Consider the following 18,602-nt stretch of genomic DNA (forward strand, 5'->3'; position numbering starts at 1 on the left):
TGTGTCCGGGGCTTTTGTCGTTTGGGGTACTACCTTGCAATTTGACCACCAACATCTCTTTATCTGTACGTTTTCCTATTTAAAAACCATTCCACCAAGCCTCTTCGCCGAGATTTAATCTTTCGATTTTCTAGCCAATTCATTAATCTTTTGCTATAGTGTTTTTTATTGGGGTGATGCAAATACATTCAGTATGACCACCTCATTAGTACCTTACAGCTTGTTTTCTTTTTTTTAACAAAAGAAACTTTTCTCACGGCACTTATACCCCACGAGGGAGTACTGAAAAGAACCCTGGCTTGTTTGCAGTTTACCGGGGTTAAGTTTCTTGTTTGGTATTCTTCATTTTTTTCATTCCTGCCATATAGGTGAAAATATGTCCCCTCTCCAGACACAAAACCATGTCAACAGACGAATCGCCCGAGTCAGGGTCAGTGAAATCGACAAACTTTCGCATAAACTGCTTGATCTTGAGCTGGAGCTGAATTCGAATATTCCTACGACATTGTGGATAAGTGATCTCCACGGAGAAGGCGACCGGTTTAAGTCAATTCTCAGAGGTAGATTCGGTATGCTGTACCAAACCTGCAAGGAGGCTTTACCCACAACCTTCAGCTCTGAAAAAATCCAATACCTCACAAAAATTATCAGAAAGCAGCATTACTTTCATGATGAAAGCATCCAGATGGATATGCAGGATGTGATACTGTGCCTTGTTGAAATACTCAAATACAAGCTGACCAACATTCGCTCGCAAGAACGCGAAATCTTCCGTCCTGAATTCAGGGATGTCATCAATCGACTTTTGTCCGGGTTACCGGTACCTGATCCAATTTTTGAAGAAAAAATACTTGCTGATCGGTTAATTTCTCATTTATCCCATGCAATCCGTCAGGTCCTGCTTGACCGTATTCAAGTCTTAGGTGATGTGTTCGACAGAGGTCCGCAACCCGATAAAATTCTCCGCATACTCTCTTCCCACTTCTATCGAAACGGGGTCGATTATGTCTTTGGCAATCACGATATTCTCTGGATGGGAGCTGCCTCCGGAAATCGCTCCCTCATCGCCGAAGCACTGCGCATTACTTGCCGTTATGATCACTTTGAGTTTCTCGATCGGCTCCGTTTTGATACCAAACTCCTCGCCGAATTTGCCGAACGAATCTATCCTGCGGAAAAAGTTACCGGCAATTTCAAGGCAAAGACCGATAAAGGCCGCTCCATGGAGAAGGCCCTGGCGATAATTCAATTTAAACTCGAAGAACAGACCATAGTCAACTTTCCCCAGTACGAGATGAGTTCTCGACTCTGGCTCGATCGGCTGGCCGAGATGTTACGATCCGGTGCGACCAAAGGTCTCAATGACACGCATTTTCCGACTCTTGACTACAATGATCCCGGCAAATTGACCGAAGAGGAATCGATGATTGTCGAAGATCTCGTCAAGCAGTTTACCACCAACAGGCATCTCAAGCGGCTGCTTCAGTTTCTTTTTACCAAAGGAAAAACCTATCATATTCAAAATAATTTTCTCAACATTCATGCATTAGTTCCGTCAACTCCTGACGGTGAATTCGAAGAATTTCTTGGTCGAAAAGGAAAAAATCTCCTGAATTTTATCCAGGATACTATTGCCAGAGTCGGAGACAATTATCTCGAAGGAAAAGAACAGAAAGAAGAAGATCAAGCCCTCTTTTTCTATTTGTGGTGTGGCCCGAAATCACCTTTTTTCGGTAAACATGCCATGAAGACCTTTGAAAGATATTTTTTGATAGACAAGGATACCCATCTTGAGAGAAGCCTTTTTTGGAAGGACAATATGCAGACGAGTTCTTTTAAGAAAAAGATGCAGCAGGAATTTGGCGTGCAAAGGGTCATCTTTGGCCACACTCCAGTGAATTACAAAAAAGGTATCCAGATGGCCAGTGAAGATGGTGTGGCTATTAACGTCGACGGTGGATTTGCCGCCGCATACTATAACCGGGGACATTCCCTGGTGCACACCCCCCATCAGCTTTACGGCATCATTCTGCCCACTCCTGATGAAATCAGGGAAGCAGAAAAAAAACTTGAATCAGCACCTCTTGATATTGAATTGATCGATGAGTTTCGCCGGCCGATGAAAATAAAAGATACGATAGCTGGGAAAAAACTCATGCAGGAAAGGGACACAATCATGCAGCGTCTGTTGGAATGTGGAGAACAGAACGGGTTCCCCTCTTCCTCCTTATAAAACTTTTCTAAAAAACTGCTATGGATACTAACTACGGAATGGAAATAGTCCGGGCCACCGAAATTGCTGCATTGACGGCTGCCCGCCTGCAGGGCCTTGGTGATCATATCGATATCCTTAATCAGACCCGAAGGGCAATCAACAAGACCTTGAACCGTCTTGCTATCGAAGGAGTGTTGATGAACGACCGGTTCCTGAATCGGTCGGAAATTTTTCAATTACCGCCTGTTCTCGGTAAGGGCGGGGAGAATACCGACCTGATGGCGATAGCCTTAGAAGCCTATCGGTCTGCCGCTGACGGAAAAAACAACTCAACCTCCTTTGCCGTCATAGCCAAAACCGGATCAATACAATCCGTACCTAATCTTAATATGTACAAAATTGCTGTTGGCCCACAGGTTGGTGAGGTGATAGATATAAATCAACCACCCATCTTAAATGTCAAGCGAGTTGCCAGGGCTCTGAAAAAATACACCGAGAATGTCACAGTCTGTATCCTCAACCAGACCAGACATAAACAGTTGATCCATGAAGTACGAAGCTGCGGCGCCAGGATCAAACTGATTGACGAGGGTGAGGTGTCCGGCTGTCTTGCCGCAATCACCGGAGAGAAAGCCGATATTTACATTGGCTACGGCTACGCTCCGGAGGCTGTATTGGTCGCTGCTGCCATCAGTTGCCTCGGGGGCTATTTTGAGGGAAAGATTTTCTACGAAAACGATCGGGACAGGAAAGAAGCAACTCGACACGGTATTACTGATTTTGACAAAATTTTCCGCGCCCAGGATCTGATACGCAGTAAAGAAGTTGCTATTGCAGCAACAGGTATTACAGATGGAGAGTTTCTTGAGGGAGTTCGTTTTACCGCCAATGGGGCTATTACCCAATCCTTTGTCGCCCGGGGTGAAACCCACACCTATAGACGGCTTGAGACCCGTCATTTCTTCGACTTCAAACCTGTTTACTAACATTTATACAATCATTCACTATTTACCTGGAGTATATCATGTCACAGACCCCAAGCCAATATGCCATTTTGCAAAGAGACAATACAACCTATGCGATTGTTCCCCGCATTCCCGGAGGGTTGCTCGATCGAAACCATCTACGGGCTATAGCTGATGCAGTTGAAAAATACGACATTCCGATTGTCAAACTCACTTCCGGTCAACGCATTGCCCTGGTTGGTTTAAAAGAAACAGATCTCCAGGACATCTATCATGACCTTGGCATGGATCCTGGTCAAGCAACAGAACTTTGTCTGCATTATGTCCAGGCCTGTCCAGGAACCGAGGTCTGTAAATTCGGGGTCCGTGACTCCCTGGGATTCGGCATCCGCCTTGAAAAGCTCCTGGCCGAGAGAACACTGCCGGCCAAACTGAAGATCGGCGTTTCCGGATGTCAGTTTTGCTGTGCCGAAAACTTTGTTCGGGACATCGGGTTACTTGGCAAAAAAAATGGCTGGACAATTTCCTTCGGCGGTCATTCAGGAAATAAACCCAGGGTCGGCGATATTATCGCCACCGATCTGTCGGATGATGAGGCAATTCTGCTGATCAACAAGTGCGTATCGTTCTATAAGGAACATGCCAAGAAAAAAGAACGGGCATCGCGATTCATGGAAAGAATCGGTCTCGAGGAATTCAAAAAAAATATCGAGTAAAAAAGCTTTTATTTTCAGAAGATGCCAGAGGGGAAGTCCGGCGTTTACCTGTTGTCTCAAAACTCTCCTATAGATGTTTCATTTTTTGACGATACGATAGGGAGAGCAATGCCGAAGACACAAGACCAACAGGAAAATGATATTGCTGTTTTTCCCCTCAGGCCTGAAATGGTCATAGCATAAAATTGTAATGACAATATTAAGCGTGCATCCGAAACGGACATCCTCTGGTTCTTCCCAGGAAGGTTTCCTGACAATCAGTAATTTCCCAACCGGATCGGCCAGAAATAGGTATGCCTCGCATTTTGTCAATATTGACAGACGATTTCCGAGCAATACTGTTTTTCATATTGACGACAACACCTTTACTTCGTCGTTGCCGCGTGCGTCACATTGGTCGATAGCCTGGTCCGATGTGATGATGACCATGTTTGTGCTATTCCTCAGTATGTATGTCTATCAGACGGCCAACCAGGAATTCCTTCAAAAAAAGACACCGGAAATCATTGGTGGCGATACCACCGAGGCCCTGCAGACCCTCGATTCCAGCGGTGCTTCTTTTCCTTTTGCGCCAATACATCCCGGTCTGCCTCTTATTACCGGTGGGATGGTTAAAAAGGTCGAACAAGTAAAAACCGAGTCCCTGGAATCTGATGCAGTTTATCCGGCCGAACCTACGCCGCCACCGGAAACCGTCGGGTCTGTAGAAAAGCAGCAACAGGCAGCTGATCCGATTGCCACCGTCACTCACCCAGATCAACCAGCCCTGATTGCTGCAAACGGTGAGACCACCCCGGTTCAGGACGCTGTTTCTTCCCCTCCAGCGCCAGAGGAGACTATCCCTCTGCCCCCACCACTCGGAATTGAACACTCCCAACCGGCAGAGACCGACAAATTCCAGGAAATCTACACCCTGAGCAAGGAGGCTCTGCACACTGGTAACCTTGATAAATTCGCCGCAATCGATATCATTCCAGATAAAACAATGCGCATTATGCTTACCGGAGATCTTCTGTTTTCACTTGGTGAGAGCGAGCTGTCTGAAGAGGCAAGAGCATCACTGCAAAAAATCGTCGAATTCATGATGCATACGCCCTATATGATAAATATTGTCGGCCATACTGACAATCTGCCGATGCGCTCCAATCGGTTCAAAAGCAACTGGGAACTTTCCGTCGCCCGGGCCAGTACTGTAGCTGAGTTTCTTATTGATGAAATGAACATGAACCCGAATCAATTTGTAGTCAGCGGATATTCCTCCAATCGGCCGATCGTGCCGAACACCACAGCCGAAAATCGTGCTAAAAACCGCAGAGTTGAGATCATTATCTCCAAAAGACTGCCCAATCCATTACCGGCAACGCCAGAAAACCTGCAGGAACAGTAACAGCTATTTTTATGAAAAATAAAAACATCCTCGGCCTCATTCTCAGCAGCGGGCTCTTCATTATCGGATTTATTATTCACGGCAATGTCAGCCTCTATTTTAATATCTCCGGTCTCCTGATTGTTTGTGGCGGTACCATGTCCGCCGCGCTCATCAGCTTCAAATTTGAACAGCTGAGAATCGTGACAAAAGTTCTTGGTACCTCGTACAAAAAGCCGATCATGAAGGAAACAGAGATAATCAACATTCTTATTGATTTATCCATTCGCTCCCGATTGGAAGGCATACTCTCCCTGCAGGACAAAGAAAATGAAACAACTATACTTTTTCTCAGGAGGGCCCTTGGGTGTCTGGTTGATGGATATAAAATTGACCAGATTCGTGATATCCTCAACACGGAGATGTACTTTTTCCGTTTGCGACGGGAAGATTCTGAACGAGTTCTGAGAGCCATCGCCGACTACCTACCAGCCTTCGGCATCGTTGGATCAGTAGTTGGTCTTATTACCATGCTGGGCGGGATTGGTGACACTTCTGTGATATTACGGGCCATCCCCATCGCGCTCACCTCAACCTTGTACGGCCTGATTCTGGCAAATTTTTTCTTTCTTCCGTTTGCCTCAAACATCAAGGAACGGACAAATCAGGAACTGCTCCTACAGAAGATCATAATGGAGGGGGTTATCTCTATCAACAGCGAACTCAATCCGGTTATTCTGAAAACCAAGCTCGAATCTTTTCTCACGCCTTCAGATCGGGAGGTGGAGCTTGTTTCCTACGCCAAGATTAAAGAACGTTTTAACATTGAACGGGACCGGCAAAAGGAAGAGCAAAAGAGCGCTCCGGTGCACCTCGAATGATTGAAGAATTGTTCGAAAGAGCGGTTAAGAGAGTTACGATGACTCATCTATGCGGACAATGCCTTCCAGTATAAGATGATCGATACGCTCATTTATTAAAATCTCTTCCTTTGCTGGATATTGTTCGGAATAAAAGAAAAACATGCCTTTTTTCCAGGAAAGGGTGGCAAAAAATGCTTCTTTCGCCTGTATTTTCAGCATCTCTGCCAAACTTTCGAATTGGAGAAAGCCTTCTCTCACAAGAATTTCGCCGAGCCGTCGCCGTCTGTGGTGCTGTGTGTGAATATCGAGACAACGCGACAATTGCTCGGAAGTTATAAGCTTGGACTCGAGCAGTAAATCTCCTATCTTTTTCTGATTAACATGTAAGGCGCCATATATCAGCATTCCCTGCTGAAAAAAAAAGTGCGCGTTGTTCTGCTCGGTGACAATACGTAATTCCCCGGAAACTGCGGCATAATCAAAAAACTGGAAAATATTGTTCAGCTCAATGGCGGCAATATTTCCCTGCAGGGACACTTCAATATCGCGACGTGGATCAAGTTGCATCAACACCCCCTCTCACTCCTCTTTCTTCTCTTTTAAACCGAACATGAAAAACCCCAACAAAGGCCACCTGAGGTTTTTCAGAAAAATTTTATGCAAACACATTTTAACTTTCGACTCAAGCTTATCATGACTGAGAATTTTTTTTCCTGTTATTTAAGAAAAAAACCTGGTGTATATCTGTTGAGCTATCAACGTCTATCCATGAGAAAACCGCTGTCAGAACCGATATATATTTGTTTTATAAGCATATATTACTGCCAGTTACTCCTGATGAATTCTTGTGCAAAATGGTTTTTTCTGTGCTATTACTTTGTATTCACCTTTTCATCTGATAATCGTTCTCAGAATATCTACTTTAAGGAGCAGCTGAGTGAAACGTCAAAAATACTGTTATTTTTTAGTACCTTACAGATTTTTTTCTTGTTTTTTTGCAAGAAATAATCTGTATCCAAGGTACTTATTCCGGCTTATTTCCCGTTTACCGGGGTCATTGGTGATTCTTATGCTGCTTTGCGCCTGTGCGCCTGTGACACTCAATCACTTTCTGGCCGACGGGAAAAAACCCCTCTCCCAGCAACAGCTGCAGGAATTGATCAGCAACCAGAGTCTCCATCTCGAAGCAATCGATTTTGATGCACAGGTACACTATCTGCCAAATGGTCACCTGGCCGCAACAAATCGCCAGGGCGTCAAAGATTCGGGAAAATGGAGTATCTCTGCCGATAGCCGGCTCTGCATGAAATTTGATCTCTGGTATTACGGGGATCTTAAATGTTACCAGGTTTTTAATGACGAAGACAAATATGTATTTTTTACCACAAACGGTGCACGATATTACACCGGCACGATGTCGGCGGGAAATGACCATGAAGCGGCAGACCACTCCCGAAACGAAAACAATAACCGTGATGGTCAAAGTGCCAGTGCAGCCACTGTCCTCTCCGACTCGAACAGCTCCAGGACGACCGTCGTCCTTTCCGAAGCGGAAAAAAAGCGTGCGCTGCTCAGCCTTGCCCGCAATTGTCCTGATTGCAATTTTGCCGGTGTTGATCTCAGAGGCGCTGAGCTGATTGCCGCTAACCTGGCCGGTGCGAATCTATCGGGTGCGGATCTGCGCGAGGCCAATCTGCGTCGGGCCAATCTCTCCGGGGCCAACCTCTCCGGGGCAAACCTTGCCGGAACCAACCTGGCCGGCGCTGACCTGAGCAACTGCGATCTTACTGACGCAGACCTTACCGGCAGTAATCTCATTCGCGCAACGGTAACCGGTGCAAAACTTGATGGCTCTGTCCTCTTCGGTGCACATCTCGAAAGTATACAAGGATTAAAAAAATAATATGAGTGCAGGATTTACCCATCTCCATGTTCATTCCCAATACAGCCTTCTCGACGGAGCTATCCGCATTGCCGATCTTCTCGATAAATGTAAAGAATACGGCATGGACAGTGTGGCGATTACCGATCACGGCGCAATGTATGGCGCCCTGGAATTCTATTCCAAGGCCAAAAAAGCCGGTATAAAACCAATAGTCGGTTGCGAACTGTACATCGCGCCGGGGGATATGCGGGTAAAAAAAGTCGTCGACGGCACCATCGCCTTTCATATTGTCCTGCTGGCCATGAATCACACAGGGTATCAAAACCTGATGAAATTGGCGAGTATCGCTCAATTTGAAGGGTTTTATTACAAACCAAGAATAGACATGGCTGTTCTCAAGGAACACAATGCAGGTATCATTGCCATGACCGCCTGCCTGCACGGACAAGTTCCCTATCTCATCGGCAAAAACGATATGCCGGCTGCCGAAAAAAAGGCTCGGGAACTCTACGATATTTTCGGCGACCGCCTGTACTTTGAGATTCAGGAAAACGGTATCCCCGAACAACAGATCGTCAACAATGGCCTGAAGACTTTAGGGTCGAAAATGGGTATCAAGCTGGTCGCCACCAACGACTGTCATTATCTCAATCGCGAGGAGGCACATGCCCATGAACTGTTGCTGTGCATCCAGACCGGCAAAACGATAAACGATCCAAAGCGCTTCAGATTCTCCACCGACGAGCTCTACTTCAAGTCTCCTGAGACGATGAAGAAGAACTTTAAACACTGTCCTGAATCGATCGCCACCACCCAAGAGATTGCCGATCGCTGCAATCTGGAAATCGACTTCGGCGACTACTATTTCCCGAATTTCCCCATTCCGGAAGGGCAAAGCCTCGATTCGATGTTTAAAAACGCCTGCTGGGATGGCCTCAAGGACCGATTTAACCAGATGCGCAAGGCCGGCACCTTTAACGCGGAGGTTGAAAAAACCTACACGGATCGACTGGCGATGGAAATTGACGTCATCATTACCATGGGCTTTCCTGCCTATTTTTTGATTGTCGCCGACTTTATCACCTGGGCCAAAAAACAGGCCATACCGGTGGGCCCCGGTCGGGGTTCGGGCGCCGGCAGTCTGGCTGCCTACTGCATGCTCATCACCAATATCGATCCCATTCCGTACGGGCTTATCTTCGAGCGCTTCCTTAATATCGAACGCAAATCTATGCCCGACTTTGATATCGATTTCTGTCAGGAGCGCCGCGGCGAGGTCATAGATTACGTCCGTCAGAAATACGGTGGTGCCGCCCATGTGGCCCAGATCGTGACGTATGGTTCGATGAAAGCTCGAGGGGTTATCCGCGATGTGGGTCGTGCTCTCGATATTCCCTTTGGGGAAGTGGACAAGGTTGCCAAGCTCATTCCCGATCAGCTGAAGATGACCATCAAAAAGGCCATGGCCGAGGAACCAAAGCTCCAGGAAGCGGCTGATCACGACCCGCGCATTGCCGAACTGCTTTCCGTATCAAAGACCCTGGAGGGTCTCGCCCGGCACACATCGACGCACGCCGCCGGTGTCGTTGTTTCCCCGGGTCCCATGACCCAGTATCTCCCGACCTGCCGAGGAAGTAATGAGGAGACCCTGACCCAGTACGACATGAAACATACCGAGATGACCGGCCTGATCAAGTTTGACTTTCTCGGACTGAAGACCCTGACAGTCATCGACAAGGCACTGAAGCATATCAAAAAAGATATCGGCATAGATCTTGACATAGATACCATCCCCATGGATGACGCCAAGACCTTTGATCTTCTCTGCAAAGGCGATGCGCAGGGGGTTTTTCAGCTGGAGAGTTCCGGCATGCGGGAACTGCTGGTCAAACTGGCGCCGGAACAGTTCAGTGACCTCATCGCCCTCGTCGCCCTCTATCGTCCCGGTCCCCTTGACTCCGGTATGGTCGACGATTTTGTCGAGACCAAACACAGAAGAAAAACCGCCAACTATCCGCTCCCGGATATCAAGCATGTTCTCGAAGAAACCTACGGCGTCATCGTCTATCAGGAACAGGTTATGAAAATAGCCAATATCCTGGCCAGTTACTCTCTCGGTGACGCCGATATCCTGCGCCGGGCCATGGGCAAGAAGATTGCCTCGGTCATGGATGAGGAGAAGGTGAAATTCATGGCCGGCGCCTTGAAAAACGGCCATCCCCAGGACAAAGCGGAATATATCTTTGACCTCATGGCCAAGTTCGCCGGCTACGGCTTCAACAAATCCCATTCTGCCGCCTATGCCCTGGTTTCCTACCAGACGGCCTACCTGAAGGCGCATTACATGCCCCAATTCATGACCGCCCTGCTTTCCTGCGACATGAACAACACCGATAAAGTCGTGCTCTATATCAATGAATGCAAAGAACACGCTATCGAGGTATTGCCTCCCGATATCAACGAGAGCATTAAGGACTTCAGCGTCATCAACGACAGAATTCGTTTTGGGCTGGCAGCGGTTAAAAACGTCGGGGAATCGGCCCTTGATTCGGTCATTGAAGAACGGGAAAAAAACGGCAAATATACCTCCCTGAGTGATTTCTGCAATCGGGTCGACTCCCGCCGGGTCAACAGCCGGGTCATTGAAAGCCTTATCAAGTCCGGATCTTTTGACTCCCTTGGTTACAAGCGAGCGCAATATTTTGCCATCCTCGATCAGGCGATGGAACAGGCAAAGGCGGTGCAGCGTGACCTGCAAAGCGGCCAGATGTCTCTTTTTTCGGTAGCCTCCGAGGCACAGGGGCAACCAACAATCTCCGCTCTGCCAATGCCTGACATTCCGGAATGGGAGGAACGAAAAAGACTTGCCCATGAGAAAGAGACGGTTGGCTTCTATATTACCGGCCACCCACTCGATATTGCCATCCATGATATCAACACGGTAACCGACTGTACCATACAGAATCTCGCCGAATGGGGCGATGACCAGCCTGTGCGGATTGGCGGTCTCATCCGCACCTGCAAGAAACTCAAGAGTAAACGGGGGGATCCGATGGCTTTTCTGGCCCTGGAGGACATCTACGAGTCCGTGGAAGTCGTTGTTTTCCCGGATACGTATAGCCGCTGCGAAGAAATCCTCTCGTCAACAGACCCGATTATCGTGCAAGGAACGGTACAAAAAGATGAACGGGGGCCAAAAATCATCGCCGATTCCATTGATTCTCTCGAGGCGGCACGAGAAAAATACACCGAATCAGCCAGAATAGTGCTTGAAACGGACAAACTGTCCAGGCTGCAACTGGAGAAGGTCAAGAAAATCCTCTACCAATTCCATGGCTCCTGTCCGATCCTGCTGACCCTTCATTTTCAAGGCCGCGGCGAGGTCGATATCGAAGTGCTCAAAGACGTGACCATCAGGCCATGCCGACAACTGACCGAGCAGATTGAAGAGGTCCTCAACTACAAGGCTATCAGCTTTTCGAAAAAACCAATAGCCTTGACACCACGAAAAAAACGTTGGGACAACCAGGCAGCCAGACCGAACTGATGCTGCTTTCAGCGCAGGCTACTCAAAGCAGAGACCGCACTCCGGACAGGCGCCAACGGTAGGAGAAAACCGGCAGCCGCAGGCCGGACAGACAGTCTCTGCGGCAAGTTGATCAAACACCGCGGCCGCGTTGAGCAGATCATGGCTGTCGAGGGCTGTGCTTTTGATAAAATCCCTGGCAAGAATCTCCAAGGCCAGGGGCAGATCTTCCTTTTTGATCTGCAGATACAACTCAGGGCCACAGCATCCCTTGGCACAGCCCTCCTCGCCTGTGGCCAGAAGCGCCGGTACCCGCTCTTGTGCCAGCACTCTCTGTAAGGTCTTCATATCCTTGAGCGGACCCTTGCGAATATTGACCAGTTCATCCGTCGGGAGAATCTGCATGGATCTCTTGGCCAGGGCCTGTTGTTTTTCTCTCACCTGTGCCAGTTTTTCTCTACCGTTGATAAGAGGAACGTCACAGGTGCCGCAGTGCCTGATATCGGCGCGATACTCAGCCTTGCACAAGGGGCAGTAGTTCATTTCCTGATCAATGCCATCGACGACAGCCGCCTGGTCAGCTCGAGACCGGCTGTTTTTTTCGGACTTTTTGCCGAAAAATTTCAAGAACATTCTTTCTTCTCCACATGCAGTCAGTGCGGCTACAGAATATACCGACTCAAGTCCTGATCTTTGACTATCTCGTTCAGCCGTTCCTTGACGTACTCGGCGGTAACGATAAAGGTCTCATTTTCTCGCTCAGAGGCGTCAAAAGACAGGACATCAAGTACCCTCTCCAGCACCGTATGCAGCCGCCGGGCACCAATCTCCTCGGTCCTCTCGTTCACCTCGACGGCGATTGCGGCAATGGTGTCGATGGCATCATCTTCAAATATCAGCTCAACCCCTTCCGTTTTCATAAGCGCCACATACTGCTTGATCAGGGCGTTCTCCGGTTCGGTGAGGATACGAACGAACTCTTCCTTGCCGAGGGAATGCAATTCGACCCGAATGGGAAAACGGCCCTGCAGCTCGGGGATGAGATCAGAGGGTTTACTCATGTGGAAGGCACCGCTGGCAATAAACAGGATATGATCGGTTTTTACCATGCCGTGCTTGGTGGAGACCGTCGCCCCCTCGACGATCGGCAGAAGGTCGCGCTGCACTCCCTCACGGGAGACCTCGGGACCATGGCCGCCACCACCCCGGGTGGCCACCTTGTCGATTTCGTCAAGAAAAACAATGCCCGACTCCTCCGTTCGCCGCAGCGCCTCTTTGATGACCTTGTCCATGTCGATCAGTTTTTCCATCTCTTCTTTTTTGATCGCCTCGAGCGCTTCCGGTACCTTCATTTTCCGATTCTTTTTCTTTCTTGGAAAAAGTTTACCAAAGGCATCCTGCAGATTGGACTGCATATCTTCCATGCCGGAGGTGGTCATGATCTCAACCATGGGCATCGACTTCGATTCACTGATAGCCACTTCCAGTTCGCGATCATCCAACTTGCCATCGCGCAACATCTGCCTGAATTTCTCTCTGGTCGACCTCGATTCGGTCGTTTCATTTCGAATGGGCAGATCAGGATTTTGAATGGTGAAGGACTGAGAGTGTTCCGGGCCAGAGGTCACAACGGAGCCGGGCCGAGGGGGCAGCAGCAGATCAAGAATCTTGTCTTCCGCGTTTGCTTCAGCCACTCCTTCGATGCGATTCTTTTCCTCATCTTTTACCATGTTCACGGCAAGATCGACGAGATCGCGGACCATCGACTCAACATCGCGACCGACATAGCCTACCTCGGTATACTTCGATGCCTCTACCTTGATAAAGGGAGATTGGGCCAGGGCGGCCAGTCGGCGGGCAATTTCCGTTTTGCCGACACCGGTCGGGCCAATCATGATAATATTTTTCGGGGCAATCTCTTCGCGCAGTGGCGAGTCGACCTGCCGGCGCCGCCACCGGTTACGCAGGGCAATCGCCACGGAGCGTTTCGCATCGGCCTGGCCGACAATGTATTTATCGAGTTCCAGCAGGATTTCTTTCGGAGTCAGGGACTGATGAGAGATCATATTGTTTCAACGATGATTGAATTATTGGTAAAGACACAGATACCGGCCGCGATCTCCATTGCTTCTTTGCAGATGGACGGGGCATCAAGGTCACTATGGGCAACAAGGGCAAGTGCTGCCGCCTGGGCATAGGGGCCACCCGAACCTATTGCCAACACCCCTTTATCCGCCTCAATGACATCACCGGTTCCGGAGAGAAGCAGTGAATGTTCTTCGTTGACGGCGATGAGCATGGCTTCCAGCCTCCTGAGAAATTTATCCGTCCGCCACTCCTTGGCGAGTTCGACGGACGCGCGCATCAGGTTGCCGTTGTACTGTTCAAGTTTCTGTTCGAGCTTGTCGTAGAGGGTAAAGGCATCGGCAGTAGCACCGGCAAACCCGGTTATGACCTTGTCGTGATAGAGCCGCCGTACCTTACGGGCCTGATGTTTCATAACGGTATTGCCGAGTGAGACCTGACCGTCTCCGGCCAGGGCAACCTGCCCTTTATGGCGTACCGCCAGTATGGTTGTTGATCGTATTTTCATTCGAACACTTTGTAGTAAATGGTTTCCAGATTGACAAGGCTTGTCCCTGCCCGGTTATTTTATTTCTTCTATCGATAACGGATGGGATTTATCATAGACATCCGCCAGGTGATCCAGAGTCAGATGGGTATAGCGCTGGGTAGTTGACAGACTGGCATGGCCGAGTAACTCCTGAACAGACCTGAGATCCGCACCCATTTCCAAGAGGTGGGTGGCAAAAGAGTGGCGCAGGGCGTGGGGGGTGACCGTCTGGGTTATCCCTGCCTGTTCGCCGTAGGCCTTGACCAGCCGCTCGACACTGCGACTGGACAAACGACTTCCCCTGCCGTTCAGAAACAGGGCTTCTCTCTCAACCGCCCGTCCCCTTTTGGCCCGTTGCTCTATCAACTGCAGGCGCTGCGGCAGCCAGGTTCGCACCGCCTCAATGGCGGGGCGACCGACAGGCACCAATCGCTCCTTCTTTCCTTTGCCCCGTACCGTAAGCACTTCCTCGGCAAAATCAAGATCGGCAAGGGTCCTTGATACCAGCTCGGAAACCCGCATTCCGGTGGAGTAGAGGAGCTCAAGAATGGCCCGGTCCCGTAATGCATAGGTGTCTTTTTCGCCGGGCGCCTCCAACAGGGCAAAGGTCTCATCGACAGTAAGAAAAACAGGGATAAACCTGCCGATCTTCGGACCGACAATCCCGGCAAGGGGATCACCTTTCAGCAATTTTCGACGTTGGGTAAAGCGAAAAAACGATCTGAGAGCGGAAATCTTTCTGGCGACGGTAGCCGCACTGTTGCGTCCATGCAGGCTGGCGATAAATTTGCGGACATCAGTGGAAGTAATTTCATCGGGAGAAACATTCGCTGCAGTTTGTTCTTGTTGCGGACCTTTCGACCCTCTTTTACCGGTTTTATTTCTATTACTTTGAAATTCCAGCAGATCTCTTCGATAGCCACTGACCGTATGCTCTGAATATCCTTTTTCAGTTGCCAGCCACCTTGTAAACATTTCAATAGTTTTTAACATCTGACTGTAGATATTTGCAAAGAGTGTTGACACCAGGGATTCGAGATCTGCAAAACGAGCAGAGCCTCGGTATATTTTTTCGGCTCGACTTCCGGACCTGCACCGAATATATACAATGCTTTTTTCTTTATTTTATGCTTTGTTTGTACAATTATTCTGCGATTTGATCGGCTCAATTTGATCCGCTGTAGTTGTAGTCTGAAACAGAGAACGAGGCAACTTTCTTTTATTTGACAAATGTGCAACCGATTATGGCTAAAAAAACCTTTGAATCCGCCCTTTCCCGGCTGGAACAGATTACCGAAGAACTTGAAGACGGTGAACTGAGCCTGGAAAACAGCTTAAAAAAATTTGACGAGGGAATCAAACTTGCCGGTTTTTGCACGGAGCAGCTTTCCGAAGCGCGGGCAAAGGTTGAACTATTGCTTGAAAAAGACGGCAAACTTGAAGCCATTCCTTTTGACGGACAAGAAATTGGACATACAGATCTACCTGAGTGAAAAGCGCAGAGTAGTAGAGAACGCTCTTGAAAAATTGATGTTGCAGGCAGTTGCTCCTTTTGAGCAGCACATTGAGGCGATGCGCTACAGTCTTTTCGCCGGCGGCAAACGAATCAGGCCGATACTCTGTCTCGCTGCCGGGGAGGCTGTTGCCAAGTCGTCGGATACGGAAAACAACCTGCTGCCGATTGCCTGTGCTCTGGAGTGTATTCACACCTACTCCCTGGTCCACGACGACCTGCCGGCAATGGACAATGATGATCTGCGCCGGGGAAAACCGACGAACCATACCCTCTTTGGCGAGGCCGGGGCAATCCTCGCCGGCGACGGTTTGCTTACCTGGGCCTTTGATCTGCTGAGCTCTCCAGACGAAGGCACACTGACACCTCTCGAGCGGCTGAAGATCATTCACATCATCGCCAGAGCTGCCGGATCGCAAGGAATGGTTGGCGGTCAGGCACTTGACATTGCTAGTGAAAACACTTCCTTTCCTTTTGAAAGGCTGCAGACCATCCATAAGAACAAGACCGGTGTCCTGATTACCTGTTCCGTGCATGCCGGAGCAATAGGAGCCGGGGCCTCGCCGGAACAGACGGAAAAACTCATCGCCTATGGCAACAACATAGGCCTGGGCTTCCAGATAGTCGATGATCTGCTCAATGCAACGTCAACCACCGAACAGCTCGGCAAGGCGGCAGGCTCAGACGCCAACCGGGGCAAAGCAACCTACCCAGCTTTTTTTGGTATAGAAAAAACACGGATAAAAGCACAAGAAGCGGTGGAGAGAGCTATCGATGCCTTGAGTGAATTTAACGAAAATGCCGACCCGCTGCGAGCCATCGCCGAATATATTTATACCAGGAGTCATTGATTACTCTTCCACCTTTTTCTCGTATTGAGAGCTACAAAGCTCATGAAGGCGCCAGAAAACGGCCAATACCAGCCACAGTAAAATACTACTCGAGCATAACCGGTGAGATGATGTTATTTTTATTCTCACTTCATCCCCGGCCACTGTCTTAATGAAAGAAGCTATGTCAACACCGCTACCTACCATCCAGACAACCTTGCTGGAACACATACATTCGCCCGCCGATATCCGCCAACTGTCAATCGAAAAACTTGAAGAACTGGCCCAGGATATCCGCGACACCATAGTGCAGACAGTATCACGAACAGGGGGCCACCTGGCGCCAAGCCTCGGTGTTGTAGAACTTACCATCGCTCTCCACTATGTTTTCGACACCCCCAACGATAAACTTATCTGGGACGTGGGCCATCAATCCTATGCCCATAAAATCCTCACCGGCAGGCAAGAACAGTTTGCCACGCTCCGCCAATACAAAGGGATGAGCGGCTTCCCAAAATTAAAGGAAAGCATCTACGATGCCTTTGAAACCGGACACAGCTCCACCTCCATCTCCGCCGCTTTAGGGATCACCCTGGCCAAAAATCTAAAAAAGGATAAACATCGTGCAATTGCCGTCATCGGTGACGGTTCGATGACCGCCGGTTTGGCCTTTGAGGCACTGAACCATGCCGGACATGTGGACAAGGACCTCATTGTCATACTCAATGATAATGAAATGTCCATTTCACCGAATGTCGGTGCTCTTTCCAGTTTTTTAAGCCGTAAACTCACCGGTAAAACCATGAGCCGAGTCAAGGCGCATCTGGTCGAGAAGCTGCAGATATCGGATGTCGGAGAAAATATTTTAAATATTCTCCGCAAAAGCGAAGAAAGCTTCAAAAGCTTTTTTACACCCGGCATGCTCTTTGAAGCGTTTAAATTTGACTATGTCGGTCCCATTGACGGCCATAATCTGGAAGACCTGCTGGAGACGCTGGAAACAGTTCGTGACACCTCCCACGGTCCAATGCTCATTCATGTTCTCACCAAGAAAGGCAAAGGATACCAGCCGGCCGAAAAAGATCCTGATATTTTTCACGGTATCGGCCCTTTTGATGTTGTCAGCGGCAAACCTCATTCATCCAACGGGGCGCCGACCTATACCAAGATCTTTGGTGATACAATGGCCGAACTTGCGGCAAAGGATAAGAAAATTGTCGCGATTTCCGCGGCCATGGTTTCCGGGACCGGTCTGAAAAAATTTGCCGCGGAGTTTCCCCATCGCTTTTTCGATGTCGGCATAGCCGAGCAGCATGCGGTGACCTTTGCCGCAGGCCTGGCAATTGAGGGGTTACGACCGGTCGTTGCCGTCTATTCAACCTTTTTTCAACGGGCGCTGGATCAGATAATCCACGACATCTGCATCCCCAATTTGCCGATAACCCTGGCCATCGACCGGGCAGGAGTGGTTGGGGACGACGGTCCCACCCACCATGGAGTATTTGATATCTCGTTTCTCCGCTTCATCCCCAACATAGTCATCATGGCCCCCAAAGATGAAGATGAACTGCGGCACATGCTCTATACGTCCATTTACCACGACGGCCCTTCTGTCGTCAGATATCCGCGAGGAGGCGGTTACGGTGTGCCGCTCGCAGACAGCCTGCACAAGCTGGACCTCGGCAAAGGAGAATTGCTGCAGGCAGGGGATGATATCCTTTTGCTGCCGGTGGGCAACAGGGTGTATCCTGCTCTGGAGGCCGCCAAAGGTCTGGAAAAGGTCGGTATTCAAGCTGCCGTTGTTAATCCTCGTTTCATCAAACCACTGGACGCCGAGCTCATCTGTCAGTGGGCCAGCCAGACCAGACGGGTCGTGACCATTGAAGACAATGCCCGGCAAGGTGGTTTCGGCAGCTCAATACTTGAGCTGTTCAGCCGTCGCGGATTGGCCTCCGTGCAAACCTGCCTCCTCGGTCATCCGGACCATTTTATCGAACATGGACCGCAAAAAACCTTGTGGAAAAATAGTTTCATCGACACGCCGGCGATTATTCGGGCAGCAATCAAATTAATGGGTAGAGAAAACTAATAGTTACCACCAACAAAAAT

The 18,602-nt window shown here is 49.2% G+C and carries 15 protein-coding genes; 10 read left to right on the plus strand and 5 right to left on the minus strand.

The window, feature by feature from the left end:
• Nucleotides 1-376 precede the first annotated feature (376 nt).
• From ACYQ8U_RS17795 to ACYQ8U_RS17815, 5 genes are all read left to right on the plus strand, one after another.
• Nucleotides 377-2,233, plus strand: coding sequence for a fructose-bisphosphatase class III (locus ACYQ8U_RS17795; protein WP_459946911.1), 1,857 nt, complete (start codon nt 377-379; stop codon nt 2,231-2,233).
• A 20-nt stretch (nt 2,234-2,253) separates the two neighbouring features.
• Complete coding sequence (locus ACYQ8U_RS17800) at nt 2,254-3,201, plus strand: fructose-bisphosphatase class II family protein (RefSeq protein ID WP_459946912.1); 948 nt, start codon at nt 2,254-2,256, stop codon at nt 3,199-3,201.
• A gap of 38 nt (nt 3,202-3,239) precedes the next feature.
• Nucleotides 3,240-3,896, plus strand: coding sequence for a nitrite/sulfite reductase domain-containing protein (locus ACYQ8U_RS17805; protein WP_459946913.1), 657 nt, complete (start codon nt 3,240-3,242; stop codon nt 3,894-3,896).
• Between the two features lie 190 nt (nt 3,897-4,086).
• Entirely contained in the window at nt 4,087-5,283 is a 1,197-nt protein-coding gene (locus tag ACYQ8U_RS17810; RefSeq protein WP_459946914.1) for an OmpA/MotB family protein, read from the plus strand.
• A gap of 11 nt (nt 5,284-5,294) precedes the next feature.
• On the plus strand, nt 5,295-6,143 hold the full coding sequence (locus tag ACYQ8U_RS17815; protein ID WP_459946915.1) for a motility protein A: 849 nt from the start codon (nt 5,295-5,297) through the stop codon (nt 6,141-6,143).
• Between the two features lie 33 nt (nt 6,144-6,176).
• Here the strand turns inward: ACYQ8U_RS17815 and ACYQ8U_RS17820 are convergent, their stop codons facing one another.
• The gene (locus tag ACYQ8U_RS17820; protein ID WP_459946916.1) at nt 6,177-6,692 is read right to left on the minus strand and encodes a DUF4388 domain-containing protein; all 516 of its coding nucleotides are present in this window, start codon (nt 6,690-6,692) and stop codon (nt 6,177-6,179) included.
• Between the two features lie 502 nt (nt 6,693-7,194).
• Here ACYQ8U_RS17820 and ACYQ8U_RS17825 point away from each other — a divergent pair.
• Both ACYQ8U_RS17825 and dnaE read left to right on the plus strand, forming a co-directional pair.
• Nucleotides 7,195-8,028, plus strand: coding sequence for a pentapeptide repeat-containing protein (locus tag ACYQ8U_RS17825; protein ID WP_459946917.1), 834 nt, complete (start codon nt 7,195-7,197; stop codon nt 8,026-8,028).
• A 1-nt stretch (nt 8,029) separates the two neighbouring features.
• Nucleotides 8,030-11,557, plus strand: coding sequence for a DNA polymerase III subunit alpha (gene dnaE / locus ACYQ8U_RS17830; RefSeq protein WP_459946918.1), 3,528 nt, complete (start codon nt 8,030-8,032; stop codon nt 11,555-11,557).
• An 18-nt stretch (nt 11,558-11,575) separates the two neighbouring features.
• Here the strand turns inward: dnaE and ACYQ8U_RS17835 are convergent, their stop codons facing one another.
• Genes ACYQ8U_RS17835 through ACYQ8U_RS17850 form a run of 4 tightly spaced genes read right to left on the minus strand, consistent with a single transcriptional unit; the run spans nt 11,576 to nt 15,176 of the window.
• Nucleotides 11,576-12,169 carry a zinc ribbon-containing (seleno)protein DG gene (locus ACYQ8U_RS17835; RefSeq protein ID WP_459946919.1) on the minus strand — a complete coding sequence of 198 codons (594 nt, stop codon included), beginning with the start codon at nt 12,167-12,169 and terminating at the stop codon, nt 11,576-11,578.
• Nucleotides 12,170-12,198: 29 nt separating this feature from the next.
• The gene (gene hslU, locus ACYQ8U_RS17840; protein WP_459946920.1) at nt 12,199-13,602 is read right to left on the minus strand and encodes an ATP-dependent protease ATPase subunit HslU; all 1,404 of its coding nucleotides are present in this window, start codon (nt 13,600-13,602) and stop codon (nt 12,199-12,201) included.
• Complete coding sequence (gene hslV, locus ACYQ8U_RS17845) at nt 13,599-14,129, minus strand: ATP-dependent protease subunit HslV (RefSeq protein ID WP_459946921.1); 531 nt, start codon at nt 14,127-14,129, stop codon at nt 13,599-13,601. The genes hslU and hslV overlap by 4 nt, the downstream gene beginning before the upstream one ends.
• A gap of 54 nt (nt 14,130-14,183) precedes the next feature.
• Nucleotides 14,184-15,176 (minus strand): tyrosine recombinase XerC, encoded by a 993-nt coding sequence (locus tag ACYQ8U_RS17850; RefSeq protein WP_459946922.1) that lies wholly within the window; start codon nt 15,174-15,176, stop codon nt 14,184-14,186.
• A 218-nt stretch (nt 15,177-15,394) separates the two neighbouring features.
• On the opposite strand from ACYQ8U_RS17850, the gene ACYQ8U_RS17855 reads away from it, so the two are divergent.
• From ACYQ8U_RS17855 to dxs, 3 genes are all read left to right on the plus strand, one after another.
• Nucleotides 15,395-15,643 (plus strand): exodeoxyribonuclease VII small subunit, encoded by a 249-nt coding sequence (locus ACYQ8U_RS17855; protein ID WP_459946923.1) that lies wholly within the window; start codon nt 15,395-15,397, stop codon nt 15,641-15,643.
• Nucleotides 15,618-16,514, plus strand: coding sequence for a polyprenyl synthetase family protein (locus tag ACYQ8U_RS17860; protein ID WP_459946924.1), 897 nt, complete (start codon nt 15,618-15,620; stop codon nt 16,512-16,514). The genes ACYQ8U_RS17855 and ACYQ8U_RS17860 overlap by 26 nt, the downstream gene beginning before the upstream one ends.
• 163 nt (nt 16,515-16,677) lie before the next feature.
• Nucleotides 16,678-18,582 carry a 1-deoxy-D-xylulose-5-phosphate synthase gene (gene dxs, locus ACYQ8U_RS17865; RefSeq protein ID WP_459946925.1) on the plus strand — a complete coding sequence of 635 codons (1,905 nt, stop codon included), beginning with the start codon at nt 16,678-16,680 and terminating at the stop codon, nt 18,580-18,582.
• Nucleotides 18,583-18,602: the final 20 nt, after the last annotated feature.

The sequence above is a fragment of the Desulfocastanea catecholica genome (assembly GCF_054657295.1).

Coding starts and splice junctions, on each gene's coding strand:
- ACYQ8U_RS17795 (WP_459946911.1), top strand. CDS start 377: ATGTCCCCTCTCCAGACACAAAACCATGTCAACAGACGAATCGCCCGA.
- ACYQ8U_RS17800 (WP_459946912.1), top strand. CDS start 2,254: ATGGATACTAACTACGGAATGGAAATAGTCCGGGCCACCGAAATTGCT.
- ACYQ8U_RS17805 (WP_459946913.1), top strand. CDS start 3,240: ATGTCACAGACCCCAAGCCAATATGCCATTTTGCAAAGAGACAATACA.
- ACYQ8U_RS17810 (WP_459946914.1), top strand. CDS start 4,087: ATGACAATATTAAGCGTGCATCCGAAACGGACATCCTCTGGTTCTTCC.
- ACYQ8U_RS17815 (WP_459946915.1), top strand. CDS start 5,295: ATGAAAAATAAAAACATCCTCGGCCTCATTCTCAGCAGCGGGCTCTTC.
- ACYQ8U_RS17820 (WP_459946916.1), bottom strand. CDS start 6,692: ATGCAACTTGATCCACGTCGCGATATTGAAGTGTCCCTGCAGGGAAAT.
- ACYQ8U_RS17825 (WP_459946917.1), top strand. CDS start 7,195: ATGCTGCTTTGCGCCTGTGCGCCTGTGACACTCAATCACTTTCTGGCC.
- dnaE (WP_459946918.1), top strand. CDS start 8,030: ATGAGTGCAGGATTTACCCATCTCCATGTTCATTCCCAATACAGCCTT.
- ACYQ8U_RS17835 (WP_459946919.1), bottom strand. CDS start 12,169: ATGTTCTTGAAATTTTTCGGCAAAAAGTCCGAAAAAAACAGCCGGTCT.
- hslU (WP_459946920.1), bottom strand. CDS start 13,602: ATGATCTCTCATCAGTCCCTGACTCCGAAAGAAATCCTGCTGGAACTC.
- hslV (WP_459946921.1), bottom strand. CDS start 14,129: ATGAAAATACGATCAACAACCATACTGGCGGTACGCCATAAAGGGCAG.
- ACYQ8U_RS17855 (WP_459946923.1), top strand. CDS start 15,395: ATGGCTAAAAAAACCTTTGAATCCGCCCTTTCCCGGCTGGAACAGATT.
- dxs (WP_459946925.1), top strand. CDS start 16,678: ATGTCAACACCGCTACCTACCATCCAGACAACCTTGCTGGAACACATA.